We start from the raw sequence: 18,140 nt of genomic DNA on the forward strand, positions 1-18,140 counted from the left end.
GTGTTTTGGATAGGGATGAAAACGCCGCAATCAACATCCTTAAAAGGGGACTAAGTACGGTAGGGCATACCGGAACCTTTGGGCTCGATCCAATAAACGCTTGGGGAGAGAATACCTCTACTTTTTCAGAAGCAATTCTGTTTAAGCAAGTAATCTCTGTGAACCAAGAATCCCCGTCTCTTTAGAGCGGGGAGTGTCAAAACAGGTTTGGCAAAATACTTCCCTAACTATTCCCCAATCTTTCCCCGATTTAAAATGATTTCCGGTCTTAATTATCTGAGCAAAGCTAGTTATCGCTGTATCTTGAGTTTAGGCAGTGCCGGCAGTATTTTAAGTCTCGCTAGTGCCAGCAGCATTTTAAGTCTGGTTAGTATCGGCAGTATGCTCAGTATTGGCAGTGTCGGCAGTATTCTCAGTATTGGCAGTGTTGGCAGTATTCTTAGTATTGGCAGTGTCGGCAGTATCTTTGGCATTTTTCAATATCATTCTCTGCCTAACTATCCAGAGTAGTTCATTAGAACTAATCCTCACCGCTTCTTTACTGTGGGGCGATCGCTTTTTATGCAAACAAAATAGAAAGGTTATTAATCGGATTAAGGGATTTATGAGGCTGCGGCAAAACTAACACGACGATAAATTTCTAGCAAGGGAAGTTCAACGTTTAAACTCTCCAGAGGGATTATTTGACTAAGTTGATCGTAGGTTTGTAGTTGCCAGCGATCGCTCTGTGCGAGTCTGAAATATTGCTCAATGTAGGGTTCAGTTTGACTAACGAGCAGGTATTCACAAAAACTTGGCAGGGAACGATATTTTCTAAATTTATCACCTCGATCATAGGCTTCTGTGGCGGGGGAAAGCACCTCCACAATAAATAAAGGATTAAGAATTTCGTCTTTGCGATCGCCGTTAAATTCCGGTTCATGGTTAACAACCATGAGATCGGTATAGGTTCCACAATTATATTCAGGAATCCACAGCCGCAGATCGCTGTTATAGAGACGAAAATCCCTATCTCTCAATAAAAATCCCAAAAAAACCGAGATATTGATCGCAATTGCGCTGTGGGTTGCGGTTCCTCCAGGCATAAGAATCATTTCTCCATGGCAATATTCATAACGTTCCTGAGAAGTTTCAGCGATCGCCCGATATGCTTCCAAAGTGACAGGGGTTTTGGTGACTGTCGCAATAGTTGGTTTTTCTTGAGCGATAATCATCTTTGTCTTTCTCCGATATTCTATTAATTAATTTTATGGTTATTTTTTAGGGATTGTGGGGAAGCGATCGCTTTTTATCAAAATAGAATTAGAACGGCGATCGCAGTTTTTCTGAGGTGAGAGAGAAAAATTTTTTAAGAGCAAACTATCGTTAATTTGATTGTATGTACTATAATTGAGTCGTTAAATTTAACCAAAATACTATACTGTCCTCATCGAGGTTATTGTTTATGAAATCAGAGTATGATCTCGCTAATATGAAAAGTCGTCCTAATCCTTTTGCTCAACAACTCAAGCGGCAGGTCACTTTACCTTTAAGGATTGATGTCATTGATTTCTTTGAAAAAAAAGCAAAAGAAAAAGGAATTTCTTATCAGGAACTAATTGATTTATATCTTCAGGATTGTGTGACAAACGACCGAGAAATTTCTTTTTAGCGATCGCTTTTTATCAAAATAGAATAGAAAGAGCGATCGCATTGTGAGCATCAATTAATAAAACAATAAAATTCGGGAAAAATGAGCCAAGCCAGTATTCAATGTTTATCCGATAAAAATGGCTAAAAGCTTGGAATTTGATCGGTTGGCTTTTGAAGATTTGGCTTGGTGGGTTGAGGATGACCGTAAGCAGACTTTAAAAATCATTAGGCTGATTCAGAAAGTTCAACGGCATCCTTTTTAAGGAATTGGTAAACCTGAAAAGTTAAAGATGGAAAGAAAGTCAGGTATTCAGGTTTGCTAATTGTTCCTGAATATTAGCTTGAGTAGAGAGTTTTTCGGATTTTTCCCATAGAGCATTAAAGATACTTTTATCTGTCTCGACAACTCTTGTTTGATAGGAAATATAATGTGTTTCTGTTTGACCATGCATAATTCTTCTCGCTGTAAAAGAATTTCTGGGAACAGATAAGTTTTCGCTAATCAATAGGTTGGTATCATCCCAACGATAGCCTTCAATATCTTTGGCTTTTTCCTGACAAATACAAGCAACTTCTATGCCAGAGTTAAGTTGTTCCTGAATCACTTGTAAATGCTTTGGAGTCGGAGCTTCAGGAAGAATAAAGACTCGTTGAATAGAAATCTCCCTTTTGATTAGTTCTTCGTTAACTTCCCAGAATTTTTGACCAAGGGGATTATCCCACCAGATGGAATCTGTCATGGAGTGAACAGCCAAGATTCGAGATTGACTTTTAGGATCAATGTGTTTGAGTAGTTGACCAACCTTTTCTAAACGGGATTCGCCGCTAATTTCAATGTTAATTTCAGGCATAATTGTGTTAGTCAAAATTGTGCCATCAAGGAGGGTTAGATTATTTTCATCTAATTTAACATCGGTCAAGTTAGCTCCCGTTAGATTAGCTTTACTCAAATTGGCTCCCGTTAGATTAGCTTTGCTCAAATTGGCATGACTTAAATCGGCTCCTGTTAAATCAGCATTAGTTAAATTAACCCTCGAAAGATTAGCCTGACTGAAGTTACATCCCATTAATTTTGCGTCGGAAAGATTGGCCTCACCATCCATTAAATTGACTTGGCTGAAATTCAGTCCCCGAAAATCTCGTTCGCCAATTTTGTGCAAATATGTCAATTCTTCCGTGCGATGAATATCGGGGTGATATTCCTTGGGTGCATAAACGGCAATCATCGCTTTGACGTAGGCGAAAAAATAAGCCTTGAGAATATTTTCATGGGTGTGGATGGTAATAACTTCTTTACCATCATACTCAACCACCGCCTTGACAGTTACGTATCCTTTTTGACCCGATGTCAAGTTAGCCACATAGATAGATTTAAGGGTATGTTTAACCTCAACTAAATGAGCTAGAGCCTCATTAAAAGCAGTAAAAAGTGCATCTGATAAACCTTTTTTAAAGGCCGATTCAGTGTAACGTTTTTGAGTTTTTGTATTACATAGGATAACTGTCGCAGCAGTTAAATTGTTATTAGCACAAAGAATTTCAAAGTTCTCAATTTTCCAGCCTTGAAAAAGCAAAAGATTATCTTCAAAGAATAAGTTTTGTTGAGGCTCGTTTTCTACAAGCTGATTGAGTTTTTCTTTTTCATGTTCCATTGCCGCTTTACCGAGATTTTTGAGAGTTCTTTCGATAGAAGCTGGCGAGGTATCTTTCCCTAAAAACTGTAAGAATAGGGAAGGGGACCCCACAAAAGGATATCCACTGGCAATGAATTCTCGATCTCTGATGGTGATAATACCTGCTAGGCTATACTTTCTGGCAATCTCAACTTGAATTGCCGTTTTCAAATTGGCGTTGGGATATTTTTCTAGGTCAATGTCTTTCAAGTTAACTTGACCGACGTTAATCTTACTCAGAAGTTCAATGATCAAAAGATTGGCATATTCTTGAGATTTCAGATTTTTGATATTATGCCAAATTTTGATTAATCCCATTTCCCCAATGTAAGGATTAATTTTCCCCTCTAAAACAAGTCCCATAACCCTAGTAGCTTCACTGTTAAGAGTCGTCTGATTTCGTAATAAAAACTCTTCAATTAGATCAGCGTCAATTAAGACTTTTGGAGCTTGAGAATTGTTATCTTTTGATTGGAATACCTCTAAGTTATCCAGAAAAAAATCAATATTTATACTAGGATGATTAGTCACTTTATGCAAACTAAGCTTGATTTCGTACTGCACAAAATCATCAGATTCGTTTTCGAGATTATTTCTCAAATCCCAAAGTTTTTTAATCACTTGAGGCTCAGGATATTCCCCTAATTTCCTTATGATTTCAGCACGGATATCGCTATCCTGTTCATTGTCTAGTTGAGCTAACAAATCATTAATAATGTCAGCACGGGGAGTGACCGATGTTGGTATCTCGCACAATAACTCTGTGTTTTCCATTTTTAAATCAATCTCCTTGATTGGTGGTCTTCTCATCCGCACTAATTGTGTCTGACAGTAAAAGACTGCTCTAATTGAGAATTTTCAGCGTAGCGTGTTGGCAAAACTCTCACTAATTCATCGTCATTAATGTCAACAAGATAGCCCTTTTTAAAGAGAATCCTTCTTAGGGAAGTAATTCCCAGACGATCACTGTCATCTAACTCAAGGTAATCCTTAAGATGGGATCCTAGATTTTTGTTGAAATCTGCGTTTAGATTTTTGCCGCTGCTATGATTGAACATTTTAGCCAGGTCATCCGCAGAAAAAAGACCTGCAGCCGCCAGATAGAAAATAATTTTGTATTTTTCAGATAGGGGTTCGATTTCTGCCAACAAAGCTTCTAGCTTGGGTATATCCAAACCACAGTTTCTTGCCTGCTTTTGGGCATCACACAGTGACAGGAGCATTTTGTATTTTTCAGATGGGGGTTCGATTTCTGCCAACAAAGCTTGTAGCTTGGAAATATACAAACCACAGTTGCTTGCTTGCCTTTCGGCATCGGATAGGTTTTGGGGCATTGACGAGAGCGTCTTCATGGCTGTATTTTCGAGCTAGTTAGCATATTTTGAAATGGAGTACCAACAATTATTGTTTAATGATAGCAACAATTGTTGGTTAAACATTGCAACAATTGTTGGTTGACATCTTGTCTCTATTTCCAAAGCAAGCACCCAGTTGGGAAACCAACCCCTACCAAATTTGGGGTTTTGCAATAACCAATAATTATTGGTTGATTTCTCTTTTGTCTCATGTAATCCTAGTAGCAAAATAACTTTTTGGTTGTTATTGCAATCCCCTCTAAGCAAGTATCGGTGACTACAAATATAGATATGTTGATTACCTTAAGATCGAAAATCCTCCCAACTACTGTCGATTAGTCACATCTTTCTCAACATTTCAACCCTTTGTAGCACAGGGCTTTCAAGACTCGGTTAACAATCTGGAGTGTCTGTACCGTTATATGCAGGACGGTTGCCAGAAGCAATTCATCCGATGACTATTGCGAATCTATGAATCTATAAAGATCCTGATCAAATCAACTGCCACCTTAGCCATGAAGACACTTAGCCACAAAACAGAAGATTTGAGTATAGCCGATGTCTCATCCTATTACCCCGATCAATGGGTGGTCGTAGAGATCACTGGTCGCGACAAATATGGCTGGCCAGAGAAAGGTAAGGTTATTGGGTATTCAGACGATAAAAGTAAGCTGATACAAGAGACTAAACATTTGAAGGGAGACTTATATTTGTTTTATACAGGTCTTGTTGACGGAAGTAAAGTTGCTTAAAGTTGATAATGAGTCTTGGCTATCAACGCTACAGCTTTTATCCTTACTCCATCATCCTTAATCTACATGGCCGTCATTGTCGTTGAACATACATTTGAGGGAGACCACAATCTTGAGAGATTGTCTATGTGGGTGATTCCAGTCACTGTTGAGTTTAACGACAACCGAAGAACGGTTAATGTCCTACTAGATACGGGGTCACAGGTGACTGTCTTTCATCCAGATTTATTAGACTTTCTAGATTTACCGACATCTCAATCATCTGCTCGGGGAAGTGGTGTAACGGGTAGTTCTCGGTATAGGACTGCTAGGCTTGATAGACTGGAAATAGGTTCTATTTTGTTTAGTGAAACAGAAGTTTTTTTTGGCTCTCTTCCGGGAGTATTCTCGAAATACTATATTGATGGGATGTTAGGAGGGGACATTCTCAAAGAATTAAAGGTAATCATTGATTATCCTCAAAAAACTCTTAAACTAGAAAAGCTATTTATTTCGCTTTAACGTGGTTTCCTCTATTATTCATCAAGATTTAGGAAAGATTAAATGTCTGATAATCTCCAGCCAACTCAAAAACTCAAAATTGTTTCCTTAGAACCTAAAATTGTTGTTGTACAACGAGATGATCTGAGTCGAAATACTGAAAAATCTGGCGAAAGTGAAGATGAGTCCGTGATTTTAGCTCCACTCTTCATCGATCCTGAGCAGGCAATTGATGACTTAAGCCAGTTGATTGATAAAGTTCATGATGAGTTTAATAATGCTTGCAAAAAACGGAATCTCGAATGGGAGGCTGAATTAGAGTTAGGAATGGAGTTTGGAGTCAAATTTACAGCAAAACTTAAAATATCACCGAAAAAAGAATGAACGGCGATAGCAGACAAAAGATAAGAGATAACTATCCTATTCATAAAACCTAAGATTATGTCAAATTTATCCGAGGTTTTAGATATTTTGACCCGATAGCGGCTCGATAACTTACTTTTGCAGGAGATCACTGATCCTCTTGCCCTATTTTGGTAAAATCAACTATAATGGGGAGAAGTTAATCTTTGCCAAGCTTGAGCAGAGTTAAACCAATCCCTCAGTGAGCAAGCAATTGAATCCTATGCTTAAAATTGCCCTTTTTGGAACCAGTGCCGATCCTCCTACTGCCGGTCATCAAGCCATACTAAAATGGTTATCGGAACAGTACGATATTGTTGCAGTTTGGGCCGCCGATAATCCCTTTAAAAATCATCAAACCAGTCTCGAACATCGTCTGAGGATGTTAAATTTGCTCATCCGGGATATTCAACCCCCAAGGGATAATATACAACTGCGACGAGAATTAAGCGATCGACGGAGCTTAATTAGTGTGGAAAAAGCGCAAGCAATTTGGGGAGAACAGGAGGAATATACCCTAGTCATCGGTTCTGATTTAGCTGGACAAATTAGGCACTGGTATCGTAGCCGAGAATTACTAGAAAAAGTCAAAATTCTCGTGATTCCTCGTCCAGGATATCCTATTAACCAAGATGATATTGAACAACTGCAAACATTAGGGGGTGATTGTCTGATTGCCGATGTATTTGCTCCGGCTGTATCCTCAACAGATTATCGAGAAAAAGGCGATAAACAGGCTGTTCCTGCACCGATTAAAGATTATATCGAAGGTCAAAAACTTTACGCATGAAACCGCAAAAGACCCTAGTTAATAAATCTCTAGCTGATTTTAAAGTCGGAGTTGATAACGTGATCTTTTCCGTTGATACCCAATTAAATCGGCTGCTAGTGCTTCTGATTAAAAGACGGGAAGAACCCTTTAGTAATTACTGGAGTTTACCCGGGACTTTAGTGAGAAATGGGGAATCACTGGAAACGGCAGCCTATCGAATTTTAGCCGAGAAAATTAGCGTCAATAATCTCTATCTGGAACAGTTATATACTTTTGGCAGTCCAGAGGGAGATACCCCAGCAGCGGCCGCGAGTTTTGGGAAACGTTATCTATCGGTGAGTTACTTCGCTTTAGTGCGGTTTGAAGAAGCAAAATTAATCACTGAACAGGATCATAATATCACTTGGTATATGATTGATAAAGTGCCAGATTTAGCCTTTAATCACGGTCAAATTTTGGAATATGGCTGGCGAAGATTACGCAATAAAGTAGAATATAGTCCCGTCGCTTTTGAGGTTTTACCAGAATTATTTACTTTAAATGATCTTTATCAATTTTATGAGACAATTTTAGGTAAAAATTTTAGTGATTATTCTAACTTCAGAAATCGGCTATTGAAATTAGGATTTCTCAAGGATATGGGTTTAAAAGTCTCTCGTGGTGCCGGTCGTCCGGCTAGTTTATATCGCTTTGATGAAAAAGCTTTTGCTCCCTTTAAAGAGCAACCGTTAGTTTTTGTTTAAATAGGAAAAAATATGAGAATTGCTATCGCTCAATTAAATCCCATTGTTGGAGATATCGAAGGAAATGCCCAAAGAATTTTAGAGGCTGCTCAAACGGCATTTAATCAGGGAGCAGAATTACTTTTAACCCCGGAATTATCCCTCTGTGGTTATCCTCCCAGAGACTTATTATTAAATCTGGGTTTTGTGGAGAAAATGTCTCAACAATTGCAATTATTGTCCCAACAATTACCAGAAAAATTAGCCGTCTTAGTCGGTTTTGTCGAAAAAAATCCCTCGGCAACGGTCAGAGGAGAAAAGCCGTTATTCAATAGCATAGCTTTGTTAAAAAGTCAAGAAATTAAACAAATTTTTACTAAACGTTTATTGCCTACCTACGATGTTTTTGATGAGGATCGTTACTTTGCTTCTGGGAAAGAAAGTCAATATTTTCAACTAACAGAAAATAATGTAAAAATCGGTGTAACTATCTGTGAAGATGTTTGGAATGATGAACAATTTTGGGGTCAGCGTCAATACGCGGTTAATCCCATCGCCGATTTAGCTAATTTAGGAGTGGATTTAATCGTTAATCTTTCCGCTTCTCCCTATAGTGTCGGTAAGCAAAAATTGCGAGAATCTTTATTATCCCATAGTGCCACTAGATATAATTTACCTATAGTTTATGTCAATCAAGTGGGAGGTAATGATGATTTAATTTTTGATGGTGACAGCGTGGCTTTTAACAGACAAGGAGAAGTGATTTATCGCGCCCAAGCATTTACTTCTAGCCTAGAATTAATCGAGTTTAATCAAGATTTGTTACCCGCAGTTATTCATCCTTTACCTGTCAATGAAGATGAGGAAATTTATCGAGCCTTAGTCTTAGGAGTGCGAGATTATGTGCAGAAATGCGGTTTTAAACGGGTAATTTTCGGCTTGAGTGGTGGCATTGATTCCAGTTTAGTTGCCGCTATTGCCAGCGACGCATTAGGTAAAGAAAATGTTCTCGCTGTGATGATGCCTTCTCCCTATAGTTCCGACCATTCCATTAGCGATGCAGTGGCTTTAGTTAATAATTTAGGTATCAAAAGTGAGAAGTTAGCAATTCAAGAAATTATGACCGCTTATGATCAACTTTTAGATGGTCTTTTCGCTGGGACTGATTTTGGTATTGCCGAAGAAAATCTTCAGTCACGCATTCGCGGTAATTTATTGATGGCTCTCTCTAATAAATTCGGTCATTTACTATTATCCACTGGCAATAAATCAGAAATGGCGGTGGGATATTGCACCCTTTACGGTGATATGAATGGTGGTTTAGCAGTGATTGCTGATGTGCCGAAAACCAGGGTTTATTCCCTCTGTCGCTGGTTAAATCGGCACGGGGAAATTATTCCCCTCAATGTGATTAATAAAGCTCCTAGTGCTGAATTAAAACCCAATCAGAAGGATCAAGATTCTTTACCTCCCTACGAGATTTTAGATGCTATTTTAGCACTATTAATCGATCGCCATCAATCCGCCGAACAAATTATCGCCGCTGGCTTTGAGGCAGAAATTGTGCAGAAAGTGATTAAATTAGTTAAAAATGCCGAATTTAAGCGCAAACAAGCCCCCCCGGGTCTAAAAATTAGCGATCGCGCTTTTGGCACTGGTTGGCGAATGCCCATTGCTAGTCGCTGGGGTTAGGGGGTTTTTCAGTTATCAGTTATCAGTTATCAGTTATCAGTTATCAGTTATCAGTTATCAGTTATCAGTTATCAGTTATCAGTTATCAGTTATCAGTTATCAGTTATCAGTTATCAGTTATCAGTTATCAGTTATCAGTTATCAGTTATTAGTTATTAGTTATTAGTTATTAGTTAAGTATCTAAGCAAAATTAATTAAACATTTCGATAAAGCTTTTGCCTTTTGCCTCCTGCCTTTTGCCTATCCTAACCAATAAATTAATTTTGCACAACTACTTATAAGATGTGAGTTATCAGTTATCATTGATTAGTGATTGGTCACTGATTACTGATTACTGATTACTGATTACTGTTTACTGTTCACTGAAAGGGGTATTCGTGAGAGAGGAAGGGTAAAGGGATTAATTCTCCTGTTGCCTCGCCGATTTGTACTTTCAAACCCTCTCCTCCCGCTTTTGTTTTCACATAACCCAAGCCAAAATCCTCCAGCACACTGGTGAGTAAACCGACTTTTTGCGCTTCTAAAATAATCGGGGTATTGCTGGGGACGGGTTGGCTGAGTTTTATGCCCCAAAGTCTTTGTTTTACGCCTTTATAGGTGTTGAGACGGGCGATAGTTTCTTGACCAATATAACAACCCTTATCAAAAACGATCGCTCGCCATAAACCGGCCTCTAAAGGGTTATAATCTTCCGTTAATTCTCGATCGACTGCCGGTCGGCCTTGATGGATTCTCAGGTATTCCCACACCTGCTCATCGGCGGGAGTAACGCCATTTTTAATTAAATTTTCCCAGAGGGGACCGGCTTCGGCGGCGGCAACGATTAAAGTATATCCGGGTAGGTCTAAGCCGGTACCGACGGCCAGTCTCAGGGCGGGTTGAGAAAGGAGATAATGACTATGCTGCACCCCCGTTAAAATCTGCTCTGGAATGGCGATTTTTTGCAGGTATTGCCCGCTTTCAGCACCGATTAGGGTGACAATGCCAAAATTATCGGTTAAGTCGCTAATTTCCACTTTATCGAAGGGGAAAATATAGCGATCGATCAATTCCAGTAAAAATTGACGACGTTGGGGAGAAACGAGGATGAGGAGGGAATCATCGCCGGCGTAAACTGTGACAAAATCGAGGGTACGACCGGTAGAGTTAAGGAAAATTGTCTCACAACCCTGACCCGGTTTCAGGCGATCGATCGCGTTACTGGTTTGATTGTGGAGAAAACGCAGTCGGTCCTGGCCTTTTAATTCTAATAAACCCCAATCGGAGCGATCGATTAAAATTGTTTGGGATGCTAAACTTTGGGGATCATTACTGTAATTTTTCAGAAAATTAGCGGCATACTCTGCCTTGATCGTTTCTAACGCTGCTTTCATTGGGGTAAATTAGCGAATAATCGGTTAATAATGCGCTCGGTTTTCGTTTCCAAACTCTGCCAATCTAGTTCACCGGTGGGGTCGAGGAGACTGGTATCGATGGTGACGCTCTCTCCCTCATCGGTGGGATAATCGAGAAAACAGACTTGAAAACAAAGTTCCCAAATATTTACAGTAACGGAGCGATCGAGATAAGTCAAACAGAGCAGATAACTGGGATAGGGATCTTGAATTTCTGTATAAGTTCCTTTCCAGAGGGAATTTTCTAACTGTTTACGCAGATTATCCAGCACCCGAATAAATGCCGGTTGCATTAATAATTGTGCCTGTTCCCAAGCGGTAATATCTTTAAATTTTGGATTCATCTTATCAGTTATCAGTGATCAGTGATCAGTAAACTGATCACTGATCACTGATTTAGGCTGTTACTAGGGTTGCTTCCTTAGCTGCCATCATTTTCATCAGGTCTAACATCCGGCAGGAGTAACCCCACTCGTTATCGTACCAAGAGACGACCTTAAAGAAATTGGCATTAAGTTGAATGCCAGCTTTAGCATCAAAGATACTGGAATGGGGGTCGGTGATAAAGTCACTCGATACCACTTCCTCATCGGTATAACCGAGGATACCTTTCATCGGTCCTTCGCTGGCGGCTTTCATAGCGGCGCAGATTTCCTCGTAACTGGTGGCTTTTTCGGTTTTAAAGGTTAAATCCACCGCCGAAACGTTGGGAGTTGGCACACGGAAGGCCATACCGGTTAATTTGCCTTTTAGGGAAGGAATAACTAGGGTTACTGCTTTGGCTGCTCCCGTGGAGGAGGGGATAATATTTTGACCAGCGCCGCGACCACCGCGCCAATCTTTTTTCGATGGACCATCCACGGTGGGTTGAGTGGCGGTCATCGAGTGTACCGTGGTCATTAATCCTTCCGCTAGTCCGAAGTTATCGTTAATAACTTTGGTGATCGGGGCTAAACAATTGGTGGTACAACTAGCGTTAGAGACGATCAGATCCTTAGCGGGATCGTACTCATTATCGTTAACACCTAGTACAATAGTACGAATTTTGTCGGGATCTTTGGTGGGTGCGGAGATAACCACTCGTTTGGCCCCTGCTTCTAGGTGTTTTCCGGCCCCTTCGGCGGTGGTAAATAAACCGGTGGACTCGACCACATAATCGGCCCCGGTTGCACCCCAGGGCAGTTGGGCGGGGTCTTTAATCGAGTAACAGGGGATAAACTTACCATCGACGACGATGCCATCTTCTTTTGCTTCTACCGTACCCTGAAAACGTCCGTGGGTGGAGTCGTATTTGAGCAGATAGGCAATATTATCGGGGGGGACGAGATCATTAATACCAACAAACTCGAAATCAGGATTTTGGATACCCGCCCTAAAAACGAGGCGACCGATACGACCGAATCCGTTGATGGCGACTCTTACTTTTGTCATGAAAAAAACTCCTTTGCAGCTGCGATAAGCTTAGGCACGATCAAGAAAAAACAATCCGAGAATTGATTAGCCTGTAGAGAATCCCTTATATGCTAATCAGCTTTTGTTGATCGCTAGATGAAGTATAGAAAGATTTTAAGTTTCAGTGCTTCCAAGATAAAAAATCATCAATTTGCTACCCTAGTCGTCCTCGCCACCGGCATCGAGAAAACCTAATTAGGCCTTGGCCGACCAACGAGAATGTGATTATATAGCCTTTTGGGAAAAGCCGACATTAAAAAATCATTAAAAGCTTTCTGAGAATGATTGATACCTAAGTTAAGAACATATTAATATGCCTTTAAAAGCCATTTAAAAACCCCGCCCGACTGACATAAATTCTCCTGGCCGGATTGGCAAAATATAGCTTATTTTAATAGTTTTTTGCGCCCCAAAAGGTTAGACTCTTGATTACAGTTTGAAAACTGACCGAGGGTTAACCCTCTCGATAATCTGGAGAAATTGTCTATCAACTCTCTTAATCTCATCCTTCATAGATATTGGAGAAATATTCATGGTATCCGCACCAGAAAGACCCTTAACAGAACAAAATCCCCTTTCTCAAGACGAACTCTATAAAACCCATGCCTATTGGCGCGCTTGTAACTATTTAGCTGTAGGTATGATTTATCTGCGCGATAATCCCCTGCTCAAAGAACATCTTAAACCCGAACACGTTAAGTATCGTTTGCTCGGTCACTGGGGAGCGAGTCCGGCCTTAAGTTTTACCTACGTTCACCTCAACCGTTTAATCAAAAAATACGACCTCGATATGATTTTTATGGCCGGTCCGGGCCATGGGGCGCCGGGGGTACTCGGTCCGGTTTATCTAGAAGGAACCTATTCGGAAATTTACCCCGATAAAAGTGAAGACGAGGAAGGATTACAAAAATTCTTTAAACAATTTTCTTTTCCCGGTCACATCGGCAGTCACGTCACCCCCGAAACCCCCGGTTCTATCCATGAGGGCGGCGAACTGGGTTATAGTGTTTCCCATGCCTACGGTTCTGTTTTTGACAATCCCGACCTAATTACGGCCGTGGTGGTGGGTGATGGGGAAGCTGAAACCGGTCCCCTTGCTACCGCATGGCACTCGAATAAATTCCTTAACCCGATTCGCGATGGTGCGGTACTGCCAATTTTAAACTTAAACGGTTATAAAATCGCTAATCCCACCATTCTCTCCCGTATTTCGACGCACGAGTTAGAAAGTCTCTTTGTCGGTTACGGTTACACTCCCTACATCGTCGAATGTAAGGAAGATGAAGACCTGCTCCACTGCCATCAAAAAATGGCCGCTACCCTAGAACACTGTATCAATCAGATTCGCTCCTATCAACAGGAAGCTCGCAGCACGGGTATTGCTAAACGTTACCCCTGGCCGATGATTATCCTCCGGTCCCCCAAGGGTTGGACGGGTCCGAAAAACGTTGATGGTCATAAAGTAGAAGGATTCTGGCGCGCTCACCAAGTCCCCATGGGTGCCATGCAGGAAAACCCCGAACACTTGAGAAAATTAGAGGAGTGGATGAAAAGCTATAACCCGGAGGAATTATTTGACTATACCACGGGTAAATTTAAGCCAGAATTTAAAGAACTCGCTCCTAGGGGTCATCGTCGCATGAGTGCTAACCCGCACGCTAACGGCGGATTGCTGCGTAAAGACCTAAAAATGCCCGATTTTCGTCAATATGCCGTAGATGTCACCCACCCGGGCCAGGTGGAAGCGGAAAACACGGGAGTGATGGGGGTATTTTTGCGGGATGTAATGCGAAATAATATGACTAATTTTCGCGTTTTTGGTCCCGATGAAACTGCTTCTAATCGTTTAGCGGCTCTCTATGAAGTGACTAAAAAAGCTTGGTTAGCCGATACCTATCCGGAGGATTTAGATGGTAGCCAATTATCTCCCGATGGTCGGGTGATGGAGATACTGAGTGAACATACTTTAGTCGGTTGGTTAGAGGGTTATTTATTATCCGGTCGTCACGGTTTATTTCACTCCTACGAGGCTTTTGCCCACGTTATCGATTCCATGTTCAACCAACACGCTAAATGGCTCGATATCTGCAAAAATCATGTACCTTGGCGTGCTTCTGTTTCCTCTTGGAATCTGTTGTTATCCTCGGTGGTTTGGCGGCAGGATCACAATGGTTTTAGTCACCAAGACCCCGGTTTTATCGATTTAGTAACCAATAAAAGTGCCGACGTGGTGCGGGTTTATCTTCCCCCCGATGGTAACTGTTTATTAAGTGTGGCTAATCACTGTCTCAAGAGCAAGGATTACACTAATATTATCGTTGCTGATAAACAGAAACACCTGCAATACTTGACCATTGAAGAAGCAATTAAACACTGCACCAAAGGTATCGGTATTTGGGATTGGGCAAGTAACGATGATGATGGAATAAATCCCGATGAACCGGATGTAATTATGGCTTGCTGTGGGGATATTATCACTAAGGAATCGCTGGCAGCAACGGCAATTCTGCGGGAAGAATTCCCTTACTTAAAAGTTCGCTTTATCAACGTGGTTGATCTGTTTAAATTACAGTCGGAAAGTGAACACCCCCACGGTTTATCGGAACGGGATTTTGATAGTTTATTTACCCCTGATAAGCCAATTATCTTTAATTTCCACGGTTATCCTTGGCTGATTCATAAACTTACCTACCGTCGCAGTAATCAAGAACGTATTCATGTGCGCGGTTACAAAGAAGAAGGGAATATTAATACTCCCCTAGAATTAGCCATTCGTAACCAAGTTGATCGTTTTCATTTAGTAATCGATGTCATTGATCGCGTGCCGAAATTAGGTTCTGCTGCCGGTCATGTGAAAGAACGAATGAAAAATGCTATTATCGATAATCTCGATTATGCTTTTACCAATGGTATCGATAAGGACGAGATTACTAACTGGAAATGGCCTTATTAATTAGGCTAGAAAGTGGTTTAGGTGATGATAATTTATTAGTTTACCGATAAATTTCATCTTCCTATTCCACCTAAATAGATTTAATTTACTAAGCCAATTAAAATCATCAATATTGCGAGTTACAATTGTTAAATTATAAACGAAAGCTGTTCCCGCAATAATGGCATCTCCTAAGGACATCTTTCTGATTTGTTTTAAAGTTACTGCTTGTAAAAAATTCTTCAAAATAGACTTTATCCTGATGAGTTAACCGATGGTAGCCTAAAACTTCCAGATAGGATAAAGCAGAGATATAAGGAGAATTTTCTGCAATAAACTCCCGGAGAAACTCATTTTCTAATTGAGCGGCATAGATAATAATATTGCTATCCAATAACATGATTTAATCCCGATTAGGAAGAGAGCGATCGCAGCCATTTTGTTGTTGCCACTGTTGGGTATCAACATCAGTAAAAGTATTATTGTTAGCAATTTTTTTCAAAGCATTGGCCATTTTCTGACCGTTAGATCGATTTTCACCAATGATATTTTCTTCTAATAAGGTAATATAAACATTAACAGGATGTTCGGAGTTGATTTCAGGGGTTTCATCAAGCCATTGAAGGGTATTATTTTTCAAAATTGCTTTAAAGGTTTTTAGCATAGTCTTCTCCACCGTTAAATGGTACAGGATAAATGATTCAGACTAGCTCTAACCCAATTTTAACACAAGACCAACCCAACAAACTCCCCTGACCTCAATCTTTTAAATTAACGTCTTTGGATCATTTCATAATCAAAAGTTCATTACCAGAGTGAAAAATTACGCAAAATGGTGATAGTCACTTTACCTGTTTTTAAGGGAGGCTAATTTATCGGCGATGACTGGGTAAAAATTAATCATTAAATCAATTTATAACAAGCAATCGAGGGTTTTACTATCGCGTTAATGTACCTTAAAAAGGTAGCTATCACTTTATTTTAGCTTTTGGAAATAAAATTAAGATAAAGCGTAATAAAATAGATAATTTCTTCGTTTGAAAAAAACGTATTCAATCATCTATTTTAATAAATGTTCTATTTCTTCATCTGTAAAACCAAATTGTCTAAAAATTCGTAAAACATAAGCAGGGGACATTTCTTTTGCACCTATATCGATAGGAACGATTCGACGTTGATTATACAATACTCTACAATATAAACGATGATCACCTTTTCCTTCTCGATAAAATTGACAGCCTCCTTTTTCAAGAATTTTGATTAGTGCTTTGGGTTTAAGAGAAGGAATATTTTTAGGCATAAACTTTTCTGAGTTCGTAAGTTTCGGGAGTTTCAGAATCTCCCACAGTTAAAAATTCATGAAGTTCGTCTATAGGAATAGGACTGGTATAGATATTGGCTTGATCATGATAAATCTCCCAAAAAGATTCAATCGCTTCTTTTAGTTTCTCAATAGCTTTTTCCTGAGTTTCTCCTTGTCCAACTAATCCATTTTCAAGACATAATGAAACCCAATAATTTGCACTTTTTCTCAGAATAACGGTATAAAAGTTCATGGTGATTGTTCCGTTGAAATTTTAATCGGGGATTAGAATTTACTCCAGCTTAATTTTAACACAAAACCAACCCAACAAACTGCCTTGCCTCAATCTTTTAAATTAACGTCTTTGGATCATTTCATCAATAGACAATAAATAAGGCGCATTATACTTTGTTAATGCACCGGATAAAAAAGTGATCGCACTTTCAATATTCTGCCAAATGCGATCACAAATCCCCATTTTTACATAAAAAAGATAATATAAAACTCAAATTTGAACTATTGTTGTGGAAAGATACTAAGATGACAAAGTTATAATTAACTCAAGCGGAAATTGAAAGCCTTACTTCTGATGAATTTTTGTATTTAAGAAATTGGATTAATAAGTTAGACGATCAACAATGGGAAAAACAAATTGAGGAAGATTTCATAGCTGGAAAACTTGATTTTCTAATTGACGAAGCATTATTTGAAAAAAGTAAAAATTAATCACTCTAACAATATGTAAACGAATAATTTTAGGGCGATTTTCCCTATCATCATAATGACAATTAACGGCATCTTTTACCATTTCTCGTAAAGATTGTAAATCATCGGCTTCGGTAAAAATAGACTCGCCTAATGCCCTTGCTGTATATCCCCCTTCCGGTGCATCTTCCACTAAAAAAACTATTTCTGTCATATTTCCTTCTTTACTCTCTAAATTTTTGCAGTAATTTTAATTATAGTTTGTTTAGTTTTTTAGATAGCACTTTTTAAAGCTTACAAGATTAGCGTTCGCCGTTTATCAACCCTAATCGCCTCTTTATTGCCAAAATGTAGTTAAACAAAGTGCAACCCAACACCAACCAAATAAATTAATAGTTGATCATCTTGGGTTTCGTGCCTCAACCCAATCTACTAAATCGGCGATCGCACTATGTTACAAGTTACTCAAAAAGATATTCGCAATTGGTTTACTCACTGTTGCTACTAAAGTAATGGCATCAGATTCACCTTTGCCTAAACGTTCATTTAAACTATTTGCTAGAGAGATTAATTTAATATTTAGGATAATTAATTTCTGTTGATTGATCAGCTTATTAAGAGTCTCTGAAGATTGATCTTGTTTGGCATTAATTTCTTGTTGTACGGTTGCAGGCAAATAAAAATGGCTCTTCGTTACCCTTTATGCTAAATCAACAGACAAGATGCCAAGATAACATACTTCTAACCCAAAAATTCCGAAAGTTTCTCAAGCCATAGCCTCTCCGTTTTATTAGTTTAAGTTTATTATTGATTCCCTCGACCACCCCATTCGTTGTCCTTCGCTCGAAATAACTAATGATTTCTCCAAACCAG

The 18,140-nt window shown here is 39.4% G+C and carries 23 protein-coding genes and 1 pseudogene; 11 read left to right on the top strand and 13 right to left on the bottom strand.

Features of this window, described 5'->3' with window-relative positions; genetic code table 11:
* Both O9295_RS01250 and O9295_RS01255 read left to right on the top strand, forming a co-directional pair.
* Window positions 1–185: pseudogene (locus O9295_RS01250) on the top strand (RNA-guided endonuclease TnpB family protein); the annotation flags it as partial.
* Between the two features lie 70 nt (window positions 186–255).
* Window positions 256–510 (top strand): hypothetical protein, encoded by a 255-nt coding sequence (locus O9295_RS01255; RefSeq protein WP_002776534.1) that lies wholly within the window; start codon window positions 256–258, stop codon window positions 508–510.
* A gap of 92 nt (window positions 511–602) precedes the next feature.
* Here the strand turns inward: O9295_RS01255 and O9295_RS01260 are convergent, their stop codons facing one another.
* Window positions 603–1,214: a Uma2 family endonuclease gene (locus O9295_RS01260; protein ID WP_110578544.1), complete on the bottom strand. Its 612-nt coding sequence runs from the start codon at window positions 1,212–1,214 to the stop codon at window positions 603–605.
* 230 nt (window positions 1,215–1,444) lie between these two features.
* Between O9295_RS01260 and O9295_RS01265 the strand changes: the two genes are divergently transcribed.
* Complete coding sequence (locus O9295_RS01265; protein WP_002740011.1) at window positions 1,445–1,651, top strand: UPF0223 family protein; 207 nt, start codon at window positions 1,445–1,447, stop codon at window positions 1,649–1,651.
* Window positions 1,652–1,769: 118 nt separating this feature from the next.
* Complete coding sequence (locus tag O9295_RS01270; protein ID WP_041804808.1) at window positions 1,770–1,895, top strand: type II toxin-antitoxin system YoeB family toxin; 126 nt, start codon at window positions 1,770–1,772, stop codon at window positions 1,893–1,895.
* A 39-nt stretch (window positions 1,896–1,934) separates the two neighbouring features.
* Here O9295_RS01270 and O9295_RS01275 read toward each other — a convergent pair whose 3' ends face one another.
* Together O9295_RS01275 and O9295_RS01280 are read right to left on the bottom strand one after the other, a co-directional pair.
* A complete protein-coding gene (locus O9295_RS01275; protein ID WP_288031087.1) occupies window positions 1,935–4,079 on the bottom strand; it encodes a pentapeptide repeat-containing protein in 2,145 nt (714 codons plus the stop codon).
* A 41-nt stretch (window positions 4,080–4,120) separates the two neighbouring features.
* Window positions 4,121–4,639: a hypothetical protein gene (locus tag O9295_RS01280; RefSeq protein ID WP_288031101.1), complete on the bottom strand. Its 519-nt coding sequence runs from the start codon at window positions 4,637–4,639 to the stop codon at window positions 4,121–4,123.
* Between the two features lie 536 nt (window positions 4,640–5,175).
* Here O9295_RS01280 and O9295_RS01285 point away from each other — a divergent pair.
* The 6 genes from O9295_RS01285 (at window position 5,176) to O9295_RS01310 (ending at window position 9,480) form a co-directional block, all read left to right on the top strand.
* Window positions 5,176–5,412, top strand: a complete 237-nt coding sequence (locus tag O9295_RS01285; RefSeq protein ID WP_043998271.1) for a hypothetical protein — start codon at window positions 5,176–5,178, stop codon at window positions 5,410–5,412.
* 15 nt (window positions 5,413–5,427) lie between these two features.
* On the top strand, window positions 5,428–5,913 hold the full coding sequence (locus O9295_RS01290) for a retropepsin-like aspartic protease (protein WP_288031090.1): 486 nt from the start codon (window positions 5,428–5,430) through the stop codon (window positions 5,911–5,913).
* A 42-nt stretch (window positions 5,914–5,955) separates the two neighbouring features.
* Window positions 5,956–6,276 carry a hypothetical protein gene (locus tag O9295_RS01295; RefSeq protein ID WP_002757320.1) on the top strand — a complete coding sequence of 107 codons (321 nt, stop codon included), beginning with the start codon at window positions 5,956–5,958 and terminating at the stop codon, window positions 6,274–6,276.
* Between the two features lie 241 nt (window positions 6,277–6,517).
* Complete coding sequence (locus O9295_RS01300) at window positions 6,518–7,084, top strand: nicotinate-nucleotide adenylyltransferase (RefSeq protein ID WP_072923928.1); 567 nt, start codon at window positions 6,518–6,520, stop codon at window positions 7,082–7,084.
* Window positions 7,081–7,809: an NUDIX hydrolase gene (locus tag O9295_RS01305; RefSeq protein WP_288031093.1), complete on the top strand. Its 729-nt coding sequence runs from the start codon at window positions 7,081–7,083 to the stop codon at window positions 7,807–7,809. Before O9295_RS01300 ends, O9295_RS01305 begins: the two co-directional genes overlap by 4 nt.
* 12 nt (window positions 7,810–7,821) lie before the next feature.
* Entirely contained in the window at window positions 7,822–9,480 is a 1,659-nt protein-coding gene (locus O9295_RS01310; protein ID WP_288031095.1) for an NAD+ synthase, read from the top strand.
* A 360-nt stretch (window positions 9,481–9,840) separates the two neighbouring features.
* Here O9295_RS01310 and ygfZ read toward each other — a convergent pair whose 3' ends face one another.
* Genes ygfZ through gap form a run of 3 tightly spaced genes read right to left on the bottom strand, consistent with a single transcriptional unit; the run spans window position 9,841 to window position 12,306 of the window.
* A complete protein-coding gene (gene ygfZ, locus O9295_RS01315; protein WP_288031097.1) occupies window positions 9,841–10,854 on the bottom strand; it encodes a CAF17-like 4Fe-4S cluster assembly/insertion protein YgfZ in 1,014 nt (337 codons plus the stop codon).
* Complete coding sequence (locus O9295_RS01320) at window positions 10,851–11,219, bottom strand: hypothetical protein (RefSeq protein ID WP_008200332.1); 369 nt, start codon at window positions 11,217–11,219, stop codon at window positions 10,851–10,853. Before O9295_RS01320 ends, ygfZ begins: the two co-directional genes overlap by 4 nt.
* A 52-nt stretch (window positions 11,220–11,271) precedes the next feature.
* A complete protein-coding gene (gene gap / locus O9295_RS01325) occupies window positions 11,272–12,306 on the bottom strand; it encodes a type I glyceraldehyde-3-phosphate dehydrogenase (protein WP_052277988.1) in 1,035 nt (344 codons plus the stop codon).
* Window positions 12,307–12,859: 553 nt separating this feature from the next.
* Here gap and O9295_RS01330 point away from each other — a divergent pair.
* The gene (locus O9295_RS01330) at window positions 12,860–15,280 is read left to right on the top strand and encodes a phosphoketolase family protein (protein WP_288031098.1); all 2,421 of its coding nucleotides are present in this window, start codon (window positions 12,860–12,862) and stop codon (window positions 15,278–15,280) included.
* A 133-nt stretch (window positions 15,281–15,413) separates the two neighbouring features.
* Here O9295_RS01330 and O9295_RS01335 read toward each other — a convergent pair whose 3' ends face one another.
* The 7 genes from O9295_RS01335 to O9295_RS01365 form a co-directional block, all read right to left on the bottom strand.
* A complete protein-coding gene (locus tag O9295_RS01335) occupies window positions 15,414–15,659 on the bottom strand; it encodes a PIN domain-containing protein (RefSeq protein ID WP_186814354.1) in 246 nt (81 codons plus the stop codon).
* A 3-nt stretch (window positions 15,660–15,662) separates the two neighbouring features.
* Window positions 15,663–15,923: a hypothetical protein gene (locus tag O9295_RS01340; protein WP_147072166.1), complete on the bottom strand. Its 261-nt coding sequence runs from the start codon at window positions 15,921–15,923 to the stop codon at window positions 15,663–15,665.
* A 396-nt stretch (window positions 15,924–16,319) separates the two neighbouring features.
* Complete coding sequence (locus O9295_RS01345) at window positions 16,320–16,559, bottom strand: type II toxin-antitoxin system HicA family toxin (RefSeq protein ID WP_002798208.1); 240 nt, start codon at window positions 16,557–16,559, stop codon at window positions 16,320–16,322.
* On the bottom strand, window positions 16,552–16,815 hold the full coding sequence (locus tag O9295_RS01350) for a type II toxin-antitoxin system HicB family antitoxin (RefSeq protein ID WP_002776938.1): 264 nt from the start codon (window positions 16,813–16,815) through the stop codon (window positions 16,552–16,554). The genes O9295_RS01345 and O9295_RS01350 overlap by 8 nt, the downstream gene beginning before the upstream one ends.
* 411 nt (window positions 16,816–17,226) lie before the next feature.
* Entirely contained in the window at window positions 17,227–17,481 is a 255-nt protein-coding gene (locus O9295_RS01355) for a 2-oxoisovalerate dehydrogenase (RefSeq protein ID WP_147072160.1), read from the bottom strand.
* 240 nt (window positions 17,482–17,721) lie between these two features.
* Window positions 17,722–17,943, bottom strand: coding sequence for a PIN domain-containing protein (locus tag O9295_RS01360; protein WP_288031100.1), 222 nt, complete (start codon window positions 17,941–17,943; stop codon window positions 17,722–17,724).
* Window positions 17,944–17,977: 34 nt separating this feature from the next.
* A partial coding sequence (locus tag O9295_RS01365) for a transposase (protein WP_288031103.1) occupies window positions 17,978–18,140 on the bottom strand: 163 nt, incomplete at its 5' end.

The sequence above is a fragment of the Microcystis sp. LE18-22.4A genome (assembly GCF_027531105.1).
GTDB lineage: Bacteria > Cyanobacteriota > Cyanobacteriia > Cyanobacteriales > Microcystaceae > Microcystis > Microcystis aeruginosa.

Coding starts and splice junctions, on each gene's coding strand:
- O9295_RS01255 (WP_002776534.1), top strand. CDS start 256: ATGATTTCCGGTCTTAATTATCTGAGCAAAGCTAGTTATCGCTGTATC.
- O9295_RS01260 (WP_110578544.1), bottom strand. CDS start 1,214: ATGATTATCGCTCAAGAAAAACCAACTATTGCGACAGTCACCAAAACC.
- O9295_RS01265 (WP_002740011.1), top strand. CDS start 1,445: ATGAAATCAGAGTATGATCTCGCTAATATGAAAAGTCGTCCTAATCCT.
- O9295_RS01270 (WP_041804808.1), top strand. CDS start 1,770: ATGGCTAAAAGCTTGGAATTTGATCGGTTGGCTTTTGAAGATTTGGCT.
- O9295_RS01275 (WP_288031087.1), bottom strand. CDS start 4,079: ATGGAAAACACAGAGTTATTGTGCGAGATACCAACATCGGTCACTCCC.
- O9295_RS01280 (WP_288031101.1), bottom strand. CDS start 4,639: ATGCCCCAAAACCTATCCGATGCCGAAAGGCAAGCAAGCAACTGTGGT.
- O9295_RS01285 (WP_043998271.1), top strand. CDS start 5,176: ATGAAGACACTTAGCCACAAAACAGAAGATTTGAGTATAGCCGATGTC.
- O9295_RS01295 (WP_002757320.1), top strand. CDS start 5,956: ATGTCTGATAATCTCCAGCCAACTCAAAAACTCAAAATTGTTTCCTTA.
- O9295_RS01300 (WP_072923928.1), top strand. CDS start 6,518: ATGCTTAAAATTGCCCTTTTTGGAACCAGTGCCGATCCTCCTACTGCC.
- O9295_RS01305 (WP_288031093.1), top strand. CDS start 7,081: ATGAAACCGCAAAAGACCCTAGTTAATAAATCTCTAGCTGATTTTAAA.
- O9295_RS01310 (WP_288031095.1), top strand. CDS start 7,822: ATGAGAATTGCTATCGCTCAATTAAATCCCATTGTTGGAGATATCGAA.
- ygfZ (WP_288031097.1), bottom strand. CDS start 10,854: ATGAAAGCAGCGTTAGAAACGATCAAGGCAGAGTATGCCGCTAATTTT.
- O9295_RS01320 (WP_008200332.1), bottom strand. CDS start 11,219: ATGAATCCAAAATTTAAAGATATTACCGCTTGGGAACAGGCACAATTA.
- gap (WP_052277988.1), bottom strand. CDS start 12,306: ATGACAAAAGTAAGAGTCGCCATCAACGGATTCGGTCGTATCGGTCGC.
- O9295_RS01330 (WP_288031098.1), top strand. CDS start 12,860: ATGGTATCCGCACCAGAAAGACCCTTAACAGAACAAAATCCCCTTTCT.
- O9295_RS01335 (WP_186814354.1), bottom strand. CDS start 15,659: ATGTTATTGGATAGCAATATTATTATCTATGCCGCTCAATTAGAAAAT.
- O9295_RS01340 (WP_147072166.1), bottom strand. CDS start 15,923: ATGCTAAAAACCTTTAAAGCAATTTTGAAAAATAATACCCTTCAATGG.
- O9295_RS01345 (WP_002798208.1), bottom strand. CDS start 16,559: ATGCCTAAAAATATTCCTTCTCTTAAACCCAAAGCACTAATCAAAATT.
- O9295_RS01350 (WP_002776938.1), bottom strand. CDS start 16,815: ATGAACTTTTATACCGTTATTCTGAGAAAAAGTGCAAATTATTGGGTT.
- O9295_RS01355 (WP_147072160.1), bottom strand. CDS start 17,481: ATGACAGAAATAGTTTTTTTAGTGGAAGATGCACCGGAAGGGGGATAT.